General features: G+C 63.7%; 10 protein-coding genes. 7 read left to right on the forward strand and 3 right to left on the reverse strand.

All coding sequences use genetic code 11. The annotated features are described in order from the left end of the window. Nucleotides 1-48: 48 nt before the first annotated feature. The 3 genes from AC2A1F_RS02760 to AC2A1F_RS02770 are packed head-to-tail and all read left to right on the forward strand — an operon-like array spanning nucleotide 49 to nucleotide 2717. Nucleotides 49-996 (forward strand): ABC transporter substrate-binding protein, encoded by a 948-nt coding sequence (locus AC2A1F_RS02760; RefSeq protein WP_484208153.1) that lies wholly within the window; start codon nucleotides 49-51, stop codon nucleotides 994-996. Further along, nucleotides 993-1976: a FecCD family ABC transporter permease gene (locus AC2A1F_RS02765; protein ID WP_484207238.1), complete on the forward strand. Its 984-nt coding sequence runs from the start codon at nucleotides 993-995 to the stop codon at nucleotides 1974-1976. The genes AC2A1F_RS02760 and AC2A1F_RS02765 overlap by 4 nt, the downstream gene beginning before the upstream one ends. Before the next feature lie 9 nt (nucleotides 1977-1985). Further along, complete coding sequence (locus AC2A1F_RS02770; RefSeq protein ID WP_484207239.1) at nucleotides 1986-2717, forward strand: ABC transporter ATP-binding protein; 732 nt, start codon at nucleotides 1986-1988, stop codon at nucleotides 2715-2717. A 177-nt stretch (nucleotides 2718-2894) separates the two neighbouring features. On the opposite strand, the gene AC2A1F_RS02775 is transcribed toward AC2A1F_RS02770, so the two are convergent. Then, nucleotides 2895-3125, reverse strand: coding sequence for a hypothetical protein (locus tag AC2A1F_RS02775; protein ID WP_484207240.1), 231 nt, complete (start codon nucleotides 3123-3125; stop codon nucleotides 2895-2897). A 342-nt stretch (nucleotides 3126-3467) separates the two neighbouring features. Between AC2A1F_RS02775 and AC2A1F_RS02780 the strand changes: the two genes are divergently transcribed. From AC2A1F_RS02780 to uvrA, 3 genes are all read left to right on the forward strand, one after another. Continuing rightward, nucleotides 3468-4844 carry a surface lipoprotein assembly modifier gene (locus AC2A1F_RS02780; protein WP_484207241.1) on the forward strand — a complete coding sequence of 459 codons (1377 nt, stop codon included), beginning with the start codon at nucleotides 3468-3470 and terminating at the stop codon, nucleotides 4842-4844. A 14-nt stretch (nucleotides 4845-4858) separates the two neighbouring features. Continuing rightward, a complete protein-coding gene (locus tag AC2A1F_RS02785) occupies nucleotides 4859-7543 on the forward strand; it encodes a beta strand repeat-containing protein (protein ID WP_484207242.1) in 2685 nt (894 codons plus the stop codon). A 226-nt stretch (nucleotides 7544-7769) separates the two neighbouring features. Beyond that, entirely contained in the window at nucleotides 7770-10748 is a 2979-nt protein-coding gene (gene uvrA, locus AC2A1F_RS02790) for an excinuclease ABC subunit UvrA (protein WP_484207243.1), read from the forward strand. A gap of 85 nt (nucleotides 10749-10833) precedes the next feature. Here the strand turns inward: uvrA and AC2A1F_RS02795 are convergent, their stop codons facing one another. Continuing rightward, a complete protein-coding gene (locus AC2A1F_RS02795; protein WP_484207244.1) occupies nucleotides 10834-11340 on the reverse strand; it encodes a hypothetical protein in 507 nt (168 codons plus the stop codon). Between the two features lie 315 nt (nucleotides 11341-11655). Further along, entirely contained in the window at nucleotides 11656-12066 is a 411-nt protein-coding gene (locus tag AC2A1F_RS02800; RefSeq protein ID WP_484207245.1) for a BLUF domain-containing protein, read from the reverse strand. Nucleotides 12067-12335: 269 nt separating this feature from the next. On the opposite strand from AC2A1F_RS02800, the gene AC2A1F_RS02805 reads away from it, so the two are divergent. Further along, entirely contained in the window at nucleotides 12336-12779 is a 444-nt protein-coding gene (locus tag AC2A1F_RS02805; RefSeq protein ID WP_484207246.1) for a hypothetical protein, read from the forward strand. Nucleotides 12780-12789 lie beyond the last annotated feature (10 nt).

Raw genomic sequence — 12789 nt, forward strand, 5'->3', positions numbered from 1 at the left:
AGGCCCTCTCTTCCCCCCCTCCTCTTTAGAGGAGGGGGCAGGGGGGTGGTGCTCTCCGCTTTCGCCGCGTTCGCAGCAAGTTTAACCTCCGGTTGCATCCCCCAATCCCGCGCCGCGCAAGACCCCCCGGAGCAGCATCACCCGTCCCAATCGAGGCCTACTCTGGTCAGCCTGAATCCCTGCACCGACGCGATCCTTGCCGAAGTGGCAGACCCGGCACAGATCCTCGCCATTTCGCACTATAGCCACGATCCGCGCTCTACCTCGATGGACGCGGTAGACGCCCGCCGTTTTCCCTCCACGCGCGGCACGGTGGAAGAAGTGCTGGCGCTCAAGCCCGATATCGTGCTCGGCAGTACCTTCACCGATCCGGCCACCGCCAGCGCCTATAGCCGCCTTGGCCTGCGGCTCGAACGCATCGGCATGGCCATGACGGTCGAGGAAAACCACGCCCAAATTCGCCAGATCGCAGGCCTGATCGGCCAGCCCCAGCGCGGTGAAGCGCTGATCGGGCGCATCAACGCGGCCCTTGCCGCCGCCGCACCGCCCGCGGGCACGGCACCCATCCCCACGGTGGTCTGGCAATCGGGCGGAATGGTGCCCGGAGACGGCACGCTGATCGCCGATGTGCTGCGCCGCACCGGCTTCACCAACTTCGCCGCCGCACGCGGGTTGGGGCAGGCTGATTTGCTTCCGCTCGAACGCATGCTGGCCGATCCGCCCGCGCTGATCCTCGTCGCGGGCCGCTCTGCCGAAACCGGCCAAGGGTCAAACATCGGTGGCGACGACCGCGTGCTAAGCCACCCCGCGCTCAGCGCCCTCAAGACCACCCGCCGCGCCGCGCTGAACCCCAAACTGCTCTACTGCGGCGGCCCTACCCTCATCGCCGCCGCCCAAAGGCTGTCCGCAATTCGCAGTTCCACCCCGCCCGCTCGTCCTGAGCTTGTCGAAGGAGAAGGGGGACCATCGCAGATGGTGGAGGGGCACCTGAAGTGACGAGCGCCTTCTCAAACCCGCTCCCCCTCACGAAAACCCTCCTTGCCCTCCTGCTGGCCTCCATCCCCCTCTCGCTCCTCGCCGGGCAAGTGTGGCTCAGCCCGTTCAGCCCGCCTGTCCCCAATGCCACTGCCATCCTGATGGAACTGCGCCTCCCCCGCGCCGTCCTCGCGCTAATCCTTGGCGCAGGCCTCGGCGCAGCGGGCGCCGGAATGCAGGGCTACTTGCGCAATCCGCTGGCCGACCCCGGCCTGTTCGGCATAGCGCCCGCCGCCGCGCTCGGGGCCGTGCTGTCGTTCTACACCGGCTATGAAACGCAAGTGCTCACCCTGCCGCTCTTCGCGCTGATTGGCGGCGGCGGAGCCATGGGCCTGCTCGCGCTGATCGCGGGCCGGGCAGGGGGCATTGCGCTGTTCACGCTGGCGGGCATGATGATCGCCAGCCTTGCCGGTGCGCTCACCAGCCTTGCCATCAGCCTCTCGCCCAATCCCTTCGCGCTGTCAGAGATCGTCACCTGGCTGATGGGGGCGCTGGCCGATCGTGGCTGGGACGAAGTGCGCCTTGCCGCCCCGCTCACACTGGCAGGCCTTGCGCTGCTATGGCGCGCCGCCCCTGCGCTCGATGCTCTGGCATTGGGCGAATCCGCCGCTCGCTCGCTCGGCGTAGACCCCACACGCCTGCTCTGGCTGATGATCTGCGCCATCGGCCTGATCGTGGGTTCTGGCGTAGCCGTCGCCGGCATGATCGGCTTCGTTGGCCTGATGGTGCCGCACATGATCCGCCCCTTCACTGACCAGCGCCCGTCCTCCACCCTCATCCCCAGCGCACTGGCCGGAGCGCTGCTGCTGCTGATCGCCGATTGCCTGTGCCGCATAATGCCGCTCAAGGGCGGCGAACTGCGCCTCGGCATCGCGCTAAGCCTCGCCGGTGCGCCCTTCTTCCTGCGCCTGCTGCTCAAGATGCGGCGGGATATGGCATGAGTGCAGCCCATGCTTGAGGCCCTGCGCATCACCATTCCCCACCGCCTGCACGACGTGACCGCGCAACTGCGCGCAGGCCGCGTCACGGCCATCGTCGGCCCTAATGGCGCGGGCAAGTCGACGCTGCTGGCCACACTGGCGGGCCTGATCACTCCAGCCAGCGGCACGGTAACCCTGCAAAGCCGCCCTGTGGTACAGCTCAACCCAGATGATCGCGCTTGCCGCATTGGCTATCTGCCGCAATCGGGCGAAGTCGCGTGGAACCTCTCGGTAAGCACCCTTGCGGGTCTGGGCCGCTTGCCGCACCGCACCAGCGCTGCTGAAAATGCGGCGGTTTTGGCAGACGTCTTGTCCGCGCTTGATCTCACCGCGTTCGCCGACCGCCCGCTCACCACGCTTTCAGGCGGAGAGCGAGCCCGCGCGATGCTAGCCCGCGTGCTGGCCACGCAGCCCGAATGGATCCTGGCCGACGAACCACTCGCCGCGCTCGATCTGTCGCACCAGCGCAACCTTGCCACGCGCTTTCGCAACCTTGCGGGGCAGGGTAAGGGTATCGTCCTCGTAGTCCACGATCTGGCCTTGGCGATGAACCACGCCGATCATGTGATCGTGCTCGATCAAGGCCGCGTGGCTGCTCAGGGTGCCCCCGCAACCGCCCTGTCCGAAACCGTCATCGCAAAGGTCTGGAAGCTCGAAAGCCACTGGCTGGGCACCCCCGGCCACATGGCGCTGGCCCTGTAACGCTACACATAGCTCTAGCTCCCCCGCGAAGGCGGGGGGCTCGGGCGTTTCACAAAACATCAGCTTAAACCGCCTGGGGTCCCTGCCTGCCCTTCGAGCAGTTTATCCTGAGCTTGTCGAGGGGCGGGGACGCCGCCTGCATATCAAACGCCAGCAACATCAAACAGACGCCGAAATTCAGGCAGCCTCCACCGGCACGTCATGTTCGTTATCATGCCGATGCTCAGTCATCGCCGCAGCAAAGTCTGCTGCAAAGTATCGTGCAAACCGTTCGCGCACATTGGCCGAAATCGCGGGCCGCACCATGCTGACACCGCTGCTGCGGCAGAACAGGCTTTGCGCGCTGCATTCTGCAGGATCGGCTTCAGTATGTGCGGGCAAATCGGCAACCATCGAACCGGTATCCAAGCTCCTTGAACGTCGGGCCGCAATAGCAAGGTCCATATAGGAACGATTGTATGGTTCCGACATTCCACAGCCTATGTCGAGATGGAATTGTGCGCTGCAACACACTTTTGAAGTTTTTTGCGCACTTTCCGACCGTCATGGTGATCCGGTTTGGCTTGGTGAACTGATAAGGCCGCAACGGGCGTCAGCGCTGTTGGACCAAAACTGCTACTAACCATTCCAAACCATTGTGCATCAGCAATAATTTGAATTAGCACACCTTTGTTCCCACGCATTGCGGTCCCAAAACACCTTGCTTCTGCCTTGCGAGTCAGTATTTCTTCGCATGGTGGGACGGAGTAGATGATTTTGGCGACAGGCCTTGCAGTTTTGGCAGCAGGCTCGCCGGATATGGCGCTCGGTAAGGCTATGCCAACTTCGGCGAATCTCTCTGCAGAGCAAAGCACCGCTTCGGGCCCGCCAACGGCTCCGGCTCCAGTCAAATTGACATCGGCCCAACTGTTTTCTTTGGCTGACAGCGCGCGCGATGCCGGTGATTTCGCGCTTGCGGAAAAGCTCTATCGCGCTCTGGCCGAAAATCCTGAGGTTGAGCTGCGCTCCGAAGCGCGCTTTCGCCTTGCGCTGATGCTGGCCGATCGCATGGGGCGCACCCGCGATGCGGCCGTAGAACTGCGGCGCATCCTTGATGAAAAGCCCGATGTCGCCCGCGTCCGGCTGGAACTGGCGCGGATGAATGCGATGCTCGGCCGCCTCGGCGCGGCTGAGCGAGAGATTCGCGCCGCACAGGCCATTGGCCAGCTGCCGCCCGATGTGGAACGCGCGATCCGCTTCTATGCCGCAGCTCTTGCTGCCGCCAAACCGGTGGGCGGCAGCATCGAAGTGGCGCTGGCACCCGATAGCAACATCAACCGCGCCACCCGCGCCGATACGCTGGGCACCGTGATCGGCGATTTCGCGCTCAGCGATGATGCACGCGCCCAATCGGGGCTTGGCCTTGCGCTGCGCGGGCAAAGCTATGCGCGCCTGCCGCTGGGTGCAAAAACGCGTCTGCTCGCGCGCCTTTCGGGCAGCGGTGATTTCTATCGTACGGGCCAGTTTGATGATTATGCGCTGGCCGTACAGATCGGGCCGGAATTCACTTCGGGCACGGATCGCATCACGCTGGCCGCCGGGCCATCGTGGCGCTGGTTCGGGCAACAGCCTTTTACTGGCGGGTGGGGCGGCTCCGCCGTGCTCCAGCACCCTTTGGGCAAACGTGGCCAATTGCGCGCCGAAGGGGCGATCTCCCGCGTCGACAATCGCCGCAACGATCTGCAAGACGCCACGATCTACGCTGCAACCTTGGGCGTAGACCGGGCCTTCAGCGCCCGCTTTGGCGGCGGCATCCAGTTGCGCGCCAGCCGCACCGACGCGCGCGATGCTGGCTGGGCGGATTGGACCGGCGGGGCGTCTGCCTATCTGTTCCGCGAAGTGGGCCGCACGACATTCGTGTTCGATGCCAGCCATGCGCGCCTTACCGCTGATGAACGGCTGGTCCTTTACCCGCAAAAGCGCGAAGATCGGCGCACTACGTTGGGCCTGTCGGGCACGTTCCGCGCGATCCAGTTCAAGGGGTTCGCCCCCTTCGTCCGCCTTCGGGCAGAGCGTAATCGCTCGACCGTGGGCATTTTCGATTTTAGCCGTACTGCCGCCGAATTCGGGCTGACTTCAGCATTCTGAGGGGAACCATTGTCATGACGAGCCATCACCAGCGCGCCGGAACGGCCTCTGCACTCACCATCGCCCTGATGCTGGCAGCTTGCGGCGGCGGCGGCAGTGGCGGCGGTGTCGGTAGCACACCCACCCCGGTGCCCACGCCAACCGCGACGCCTTCGCCCACGCCCTCACCAACGCCATCACCAACGCCGTCGCCAACGCCTACTCCAACGCCCACACCCACACCCACACCCACACCCACTCCGACCCCAACACCAACACCCACCCCGACGCCCACCACCGGCGCAAACAGCAGCCTCGTCGCCCCGCTGGCCAGTGAGACATTCCGCAACAACGCATCGGTCGCCACGCTCAGCTTCCCGTTGAACGGGAACAACGGCACCGCAACCGCCTCGGCGCTTACGCTCAACGTCACCTATAACGCCGCCAACCAGTCGTGGACCGTGTCTGACGGCACCAATTCGCGCACGTTCCTGCCCGCCAACATTGATGCCTCGCAGTCGAACAGCGCGCTCACCACCTATCGCGTCGTTTCCGGCAATACGACCGAGTTCCTCTCGCTAACCACTACCGGCACCGGTGCTGGGCAAACCCGCTATGTCGGCGCGGGCGTGTGGCAGCGGGTCACCACCGATACCACTACGGTCAATGGCCGGGTCGCCTCGTTTGCCTATGGCGTGCAAACCCCCGATGCTGCCTTGCCGCGCACGGGCGCTGCCAGCTTTGATGTGCGGCTGCTCGGCGCACGCAATTTCAGCAGCAAGATTTTCGCGATTGGCGGCACCGGCACCCTGTCGGTCGATTTCCGCTCGGGCGGGATCGCCGGCAATGGCTTCTATGATGAAACGGATGTCGAAACCGGTATCGTCGCGCGCAATTTCGGCTGGCAGGCCTTCGCGCTGCTGTCGCGCAGCGCCAACAGTTTTCTTGGGGAATTGACGCTCGACAGCATCGGCACAGGCCAGTTGCGCGGCTCCTTCTTCGGCCCCGCAGCAGAAGAAGTGGGCGGCACTTTCAACAACAATCCCAATGCCGATGTCGCGGCCACTGGCGTGCTTTATGGCACGCGCGGCACCACGCCGGTCAACACGTCCACCGATCTCACGTCTCCGGCCACTGATCAATTCTATCAGCCACAAACAGCATCGGCGCGCGGCACACTGGCCGCAAACGGCAATCTGTCTGCGGTCAGTGCAGGCACCGGCATCGCCTCGGTTTTCCAGGGAGACTTGGGCGTGCCGCTGGTGTTCTTCGGCAACGATGGCCGCATCATGTGGCAGCCCCGGCGCGGCATTGATACGCCGCTGTCCTATGAATTCTACGCCAGCACCGATTTCCTGCGGGCAGGGGTGTTGATTGATCGGCGCTCCTCGCTCGGCCAGATCGATGCCTTCGTCTATGGCTTCCCCACCACCAATGCAGCCACCCCGCGCACCGGCTCGGCTTCGTTCAATGTGGCGCTCAATGGCGGGATCGCCGTCAATGGTTCACCGTTCCGCAGCGTGAACGGGCAGGGCAGCCTCAACCTCAATTTCCAGAGCGGGGCGATTAGCACGCTGGGCGCCTATACCGTGGGCAATGCCATCCCCGGCATCGCCAGCAACCTGCCTGGCACCCAGACTGACACCGGCAACTGGACCGGCAACGGCACCCTCTCGGCCTCGGCCAACAGCATCACCGGCACCATAACCTTCGATGGCACCACGGACTACAGCGGCACACTCAACGGCCGGCTCTATGGCCCGGCGGCTGAACAGGTTGGCGCGGTGGTCCAGGCCAGCAGCACGGGCGGCGCGGTCATGGCAGCCACGCTTACCGGCGGGCGCGGTGCTGATACGGGTGCCTCGCAAGGCGGCCTTGCGTCATTGACCGCGACCACCGTGCTCAGTGGTGACAGCGCGCAATATTATGTCGTCAACGGCCTCAGCCCCGCCGAACAGACGCTGAATGACAGCAATGTCGAGGTCACCTACAACCCCACCGACAAATCCTATATCCTGCGCTCCAACACCAGCGGCATCAATTTCGGCAATGCCAAGCAATTGGATCAGACACTGGCCGCAGCCGATCTTCGCACTGCTGAAAGCACCACCACCTTCGATGTCTATCGTGGCGCAGATTACACCGCCCGCGTATTCAAACCCAGCGCGGCCAATCCGGCCATTGCGCTCACCTACACCAGTTTTGCGGAAGTGGTGCGCACCGATACTGTCGGTGGGCGCGAAGTCGCCACGCGCTATTACGTGCCCTTCGGCGGCATCACCCCCGATTTCCAGATCCCGCGCACCGGCAGCGCCAGCTACAATGGCGTAGTTTACGGCTACGGCCGTAATGGCACCACACAGCGCGAAGCTTCGCTTTCGGGCACGAGCGCGTTCACTGCCAATTTCGGTGCAGGCACTGGTAATGTCGTACTCAGCCTCAACGCCACCGATGTCACCAACAACGCGGTCAGCAGCCTCGGCAGCTTCACTTACAGCGGATCGATCGCCGGGAATTGCCCGGGCTGCGGCGTTGGCAATACCTTCCTCTTGCGCGCCACCGGCACCAATGTGGGCAGTAGCAGCGTGCTCAATGGCACCTTCTTTGGCCTCAATGCCGCCGAATGGGGCGGAGCCTTCTCGCTCCTGCTGGATTCGCCCAGCGGTCAGGCCACCAACGCCTCCACTTATTCCGGCGTAACCGTCGGCAAGAAGAACTGAACGTAGTAACGCCACCCCGCTCTCCCGCGAAGGAGGGGGCCTCATGCCGTTCACGGAACATCAGCGTTAACCGCCTGAGGTCCTCGTCTTCACGGGGACGCAGCAGTGCTGTCAAAACCGATCATCCCCCAAAGCGCATATTGCACCGCACACTTGCGCTCCCCACATGCAGACACGCATGGCGGGGGCCTTGCACTAAACGAACAAATATGGAACACCGCCGCGCATGTCTCTCAACACCATTTCCGTCCGCGGCGCCCGTGAACACAATTTGAAGGGGATCGATATCGATCTCCCGCGCGATAGCCTGATCGTCATCACCGGCCTGTCCGGCTCGGGAAAATCCAGCCTCGCGTTCGATACGATCTATGCCGAAGGGCAGCGCCGCTATGTCGAATCGCTCTCGGCCTATGCGCGCCAGTTCCTCGAAATGATGCAGAAGCCCGATGTGGAGCACATCGACGGCCTCAGCCCCGCCATCAGCATCGAACAGAAGACCACCAGCCGCAACCCGCGCTCCACCGTGGCGACCGTCACCGAAATCTACGATTACATGCGCCTCCTCTGGGCGCGCATCGGCACGCCCTACAGCCCCGCCACCGGCCTGCCGATCAGCGCACAAACCGTGTCGCAGATGGTGGACCGCGTAATGGCCCTGCCTGAAGGCACCCGCGCCTATCTCCTCGCGCCTGCCGTGCGCGGCCGCAAGGGTGAATACCGCCGCGAATTGCTCGAATGGCAAAAAGCGGGCTACACCCGCGTGCGCATCAACGGCGAAATGATGGCCATCGAAGACGCGCCTGCGCTGGATAAAAAACTCAAGCACGACATCGAAGTGGTGGTAGACCGCATCGCCGTGAAAGACGGCATCCAGACCCGCCTTGCCGACAGCTTCGAACAGGCGCTGAAACTGGCCGATGGACTGGCGTACATCGATCTGGCGGACGCGACAGTGGCGGAGTTGGGCGAGAGTGCTTCGACAAGCTCAGCACGAGCGGATGTTGGCGAAACCGCCCCCAATCCCGCTCAGCCTGAGCCTGTCGAAGGCCCCTCCGGCAAGCCCAAAAAGGGCATGAAAAAGACCGGCCTCCCCGCCAACCGCATTGTCTTTTCCGAAAAGTTCGCCTGCCCCGTCAGCGGCTTCACCATCGACGCGCTCGAACCACGCTTGTTCAGCTTCAACGCCCCCCAGGGCGCATGCCCCGCCTGCGATGGCCTCGGCGAAAAGCTGCTGTTCGATCCGCAACTCGTCGTCCCTAACGAAAACCTGTCGCTAAAGCAGGGTGCGGTCGTCCCCTGGGCCAAGAGCAACCCGCCGTCCCCCTATTACATGCAGGTCCTCGCCAGCCTCGCCGCGCATTTCGGGTTCAAACTCGACACCCCGTGGGACCAGCTCCCCGCCGAGGTGAAGGTCATTATCCTCTACGGAACCGCAGGAAAGGCCGTGCCGCTGACCTTCATCGACGGCAAGAAAAGCTACACCGTCCAGAAAGCCTTCGAAGGCGTGATCGGCAACCTCAACCGCCGCATGCTGCAAACCGAAAGCGCGTGGATGCGCGAGGAACTCTCCAAGTTCCAGACTGCGCAACCGTGCGAAACCTGCGAAGGCAAGCGCCTCAAGCCCGAAGCGCTTTCGGTCAAGGTTGCAGGCACCGACATCTCCACCGTCACCCACTTCTCCGTCTCCGCCGCGGTCGAATGGTTCGGCGCGCTCGATGCGCAGCTCACCAGCCAGCAAAGCCAGATCGCCAAGGCCATCCTCAAGGAAATCAACGAGCGCCTCGGCTTCCTCAACAACGTCGGCCTCGATTACCTGAACCTGGACCGCACCAGCGGCACCCTCTCCGGCGGCGAAAGCCAGCGCATCCGCCTCGCCAGCCAGATCGGCAGCGGCCTTTCGGGCGTGCTCTACGTGCTCGATGAACCCTCCATCGGCCTGCACCAGCGCGACAATGACCGCCTGCTCATCACGCTCAAGCGTCTGCGCGATCTCGGCAACACCGTGATCGTCGTGGAGCATGACGAGGACGCCATCCGCACCGCCGATCACGTGGTCGATCTCGGCCCTGGCGCGGGCGTCCACGGCGGCGAAATCGTCGCGCAGGGCAAGCTGCAGGACATTCTCGACAATCCCAACAGCCTCACCGGCCAATACCTCACCGGCACCCGCCGGATCGAGGTTCCCAAGAAGCGCCGCAAGGGCAACGGCCTTTTCATCGGGGTGGAGGGCGCGCGCGCCAACAACCTCCAGAACGTGAGCGCCAAGGTCCCGCTCGGCACGTTCACCTGCATCACCGGCGTTTCCGGCTCGGGCAAGTCCAGCTTCACCATCGACACGCTCCACGCCGTCGCCGCCCGCACATTGAACGGTGCGCGCGTGATCGCGGGCGCGCATGATCGCGTCACCGGGCTCGAAAACTGCGACAAGGTGATCGAGATCGACCAGTCCCCCATCGGCCGCACCCCGCGCTCTAACCCCGCAACTTACACCGGCAGCTTCACCCTGATCCGCGATTGGTTCGCCGGACTGCCCGAATCCGCCGCGCGCGGCTACAAACCCGGCCGCTTCAGCTTCAACGTCAAGGGCGGCCGCTGCGAAAAGTGCACCGGCGATGGTCTGATCAAGATCGAAATGCACTTCCTGCCAGACGTTTACGTCACGTGTGAGGAGTGCGATGGCAAACGCTACAACCGCGAAACGCTCGAAGTAAAATTCAAGGGCCACTCCATCGCCGATGTGCTGGATATGACGATCGAGGACGCCGAAGAGTTCTTCAAGGCCGTCCCCCCCATCCGTGACCGGATGCACATGCTCAACGAAGTGGGGCTCGGCTATGTCAAGGTCGGCCAGCAGGCCACCACGCTATCGGGCGGCGAAGCGCAACGCGTCAAACTCGCCAAGGAACTCGCCCGCCGCAGCACCGGGCAAACGCTTTATATCCTCGATGAACCCACCACCGGCCTGCACTTCGAAGACGTGCGCAAGCTGCTCGAAGTCCTCCACCGCCTGGTCGAACAGGGTAACTCCGTGGTGGTGATCGAACACAACCTCGATGTGATCAAGACCGCCGACTGGATCATCGACCTCGGCCCCGAAGGCGGCGTGCGCGGCGGTGAAATCGTCGCCGAAGGCACACCCGAAGTGGTCGCCAAAAACCCCCGCAGCTTCACCGGCCACTACCTCGCCCCCCTGTTAAAGCGCTAAAAATCCTCCCCGGAACGGGGAGGGGGACCGCCGAAGGTGGTGGAGGGGTCGAAAGCTATCGGCAAAACGTCACCCTTCGGCAACCCTACCGCCCACGCATCCGAGCAAGCCCCAACACCACCCCAACCAGCACCACCGCCAACCCTGCCGAAAGCGCCATCTCCGCCAGCGTCCCGCGCTGCTGCAGCGCCGGGATCGTGCCCACGGTCAGGAACAGCATCGTCGCGTTGTTGATCGCCAGCGGCACCCAGCCCATGATCAGCGCATAGACCGCGCCCAGCACCACGATCAGCGCCGCGATCATGCCCGGAACGCCGAAGTCTGCGGGCAGCGCCATCAGGACAAAGGCGATGCCCATGCCCGCAAAGGCTCCCACGCTGGCGGGCAGGAACTTGTCCGGCGCGGCGTGGCACAGCCCGGTGAAATAGAACGCAAACAGAAACCCGCCAAACACCGCCGCCAGCCCCAGCGCCCCGCTGATCGCGATGAACGCCGTCACCGCCACGATCACGATGCCCAGCACGATCAGCCCTTTGCCGGGCGTCAACGCCCCCGCAGTAGCCTGTGCGTTTTCGTTCGCTTGACCAGCCATAGAATCACCCTCTCCGCGTGACTTGCATCATCACTTTGCGAAGAAGCATTGAACTTCATTTACGCAAATGATTCAAGCGCCGCTTCCCGGCACGGGGACCAACTCCTAGCCCCTCGTCATTCCCGCGCAGGCGGGAATCCAGTTCCAACGATTGTGCGCTGGATTCTCGCCTGCGCGAGAATGACGAATAGGAAACTACCCGAACCCGCGCCCCCGCTCCCCCGCGAAGGCGGGGGCCTCAGGCCGTTTAAGGAAACCTATCGTAAACCTCCCGAGGTCCCCGCCTTCGCGGGGACGCCGCAAGCGCCAAAAAACTCAAACCCCAGAAACCCCGACATCCGCCCGCATCCGCACAAACATCGCCACAATCCCCTCGGGCGTCGCGCGGTCAATCGCCCCTGCGGCAATCTCCTCGGGTGTCCAGATGCAGGTCGTCGCCGGATCGTGCAGCATGTCCCACTCGCCAAACAGGCGCGATTGTGCCGGTTCGGACACGTGCAACTTCATTTCCAGATGCCGGTCATCGCGCGCAATCCGCGCCACCGTGGCGCGCACCTTGTCCTCCGGCCCTTCCAGCCACTGCAGATAGACATCGGCCCGGCAGATCAACGCCCCGGTAATCCCGTCGCGCGCATTGTACTGCCGCGCAATCGACAGGATACCGCGCAAGATGGCCTCATCAAACCCGAACGGCTGCGACGTGTAGATCGCCCGAAAAACATCCATGCTTGCCAACCTCTCACCAGTGTTGCCATCACGATACCACACAACCGCTCCCCCGCGAAGGCGGGGGCCTCAGGCCTTTTACAGATACCTATAGTAAACCGCCTGAGGTCCCCGCTTTTGCGGGGACGCACCCATTGCCTACAACCATCCGCTCATCCTGAGCCTGTCGAAGGATGTTGGTGGAGGGGTGGGAACCCCACAACCTGGCGCCCCTCGCTAACCCACCCTTAAACCTCATCGCGTATTCCTCCCCCAGCGGAGGTGCACCGATGAAGCTGTGGATGATATTCATACCCATGTTCGCCATAGGCGGCCTGAACGTGGCCTACGATGCGTGGAAGGCCAGCCCCACCAGCAAGACCGAACAGGTCCGCCGCCAGTGCATCGGCATGTCAAAGGAAAAGGGCATCCCGGCCCACGTCGCCGTCGGTACCTGCAACTGCATGGTGTACGAAGCAAAAGACTGGATCGGCGATCATTCCGTGGAGGAATACACCCGCGACGTTCACATGAAGATCGGCCTGCAATGCTATGCCAAGGCCACCGAAAAAGCCGAAGCCTCCGCCTCCAGCTTCGGCACCTTCACCACCCCGCCCGCCCGCCCCCGCAACACCCCCGCTGCTGGCTCGGGCTGGGCCGGAGCACCGCCTGCCCAGCCAGCCTCCCCCTTCGCCCCAACGCCCGAATACGGCGATCCGGACTACGTGCAGTAGGCGGAAGGGC

The organism is Novosphingobium sp. HNCC26BN242 (genome assembly GCF_057180525.1).